At 55.8% G+C, this 1,389-nt stretch carries 1 protein-coding gene; it reads right to left on the reverse strand.

Annotated elements, in window-relative coordinates:
- Positions 1-306: 306 nt before the first annotated feature.
- A partial coding sequence (locus tag JNB91_RS30235) for an IS110 family RNA-guided transposase (protein ID WP_223218488.1) occupies positions 307-1,389 on the reverse strand: 1,083 nt, incomplete at its 5' end.

A 1,389-nucleotide genomic window follows, 5' to 3' on the forward strand; every position in this document is an offset into this window, starting at 1 on the left:
CCGCTCACATCAGGTTTTTTGTCAACGGTTCATTTTGTTGTCATCACAAAGCGTCCTTTTTTAGCGGATCCATGGTCTGAGCCCATCGCTTTACCGGCTCGCTATCGAGCCTGTACAACCTCACATACGGTCGCCGCTCCAAACGGCAGCACCAATTTCCCGCCTTCGCGGGCGCGGGCTCAGGAGAACGGGACCAATCTCAAGACCGGCTCTTAGCCAAACGGAATCCCGGTCCGTTCACCTGGATCCGTCAGGGCTGATCACACCCTGAGGATTTGAATTCTCGTATCACAGGCACTTCCCGCCTCAGGGAGTTTTCATGATTGCACCTTCGATGACGACGCCGGAGCCTACGTATTTCCACAGTGCAACGAGCAGCTTGCGAGCCAGTGCTACAATCATCGGCTTTTTCAAACGGCCGCCGTTTTGAGCGATACGCTCCTTAAACCAGCAAGATAGCGCCGACCCCGGTTGGTGCCGTAACCATAGCCATGCGAGCTCAACCATAGTGGCTCGCAGACGCGGATTTCCCGCCTTAGATACACCCTGATCGCGATTGACGTTACCGCTTTGCCAAGGGGAGGGGGCAAGTCCTGCGTACGACGCGATTTGGCGTCGGTTGTCGAAGTGCCGAAACAGGCCTTCGGTGTAAAGTATTGTAGCGAATTCCGGTCCAATCCCTCGGATGCCTAAAAGAGCGGTCGCTTCTTTCGGCGTCGCCGGCGTCTCCTGAACGACCAAGGCATCTCGCTCGGCTTCGACGGCCTTGATTTGTTTGAGTATCAGTTCGAGACGATCAAGTTCTCTGCAGACTTCGGCCTTCAGGTGCTTTGATACCGGACGCCCATCGCCAGTTCGAAGCTCGTCCAGGTGCTGACGGCGATCTCTATTTACTGGCTCGTAATCTCGGATGCCTTGGGTGAAGAGCAGACCCTTTATGCGATTGACGTGGAAGACGCGCTCGGCAATCAGAGTTTTTCGCTCCCGCCCAATCCGTCGGTTGTCCTCTTCCTCGGCTGAGAGGAGTTTCACCATTGAGCATGCTCGAGGCTCGCCACGTTTCCATGTCATCAATGCACGGATCAGCGTTTCGCCGTCAATACGATCAGTCTTCGCTCGACGATGTCGACGCGGCATGGCGATCGATGCAGCTTCTACGATGTGGCTTTCAATCCAGTCTTGCTTGCTCAGCACTCGCCCCAGCCAGAAACCATCCAGTCCGGCTTCCTGAATTACGACCAATGGGTACAGTCTGCCCTTCCGCCGTTTGGCTTTCTGGCGAAGCGCTTCAAAGCATGCGAACAGGCTGACGATGTCACCGCCCTCGATGGTGTGGCGGGACATCTTCTCGCTACAAGGGGATAGGGCTGTCACCAGCCAGGTTGACTT

Source organism: Aliirhizobium wenxiniae (assembly GCF_019511445.1).
Classification (GTDB): Bacteria; Pseudomonadota; Alphaproteobacteria; order Rhizobiales; family Rhizobiaceae; genus Neorhizobium; species Neorhizobium wenxiniae_A.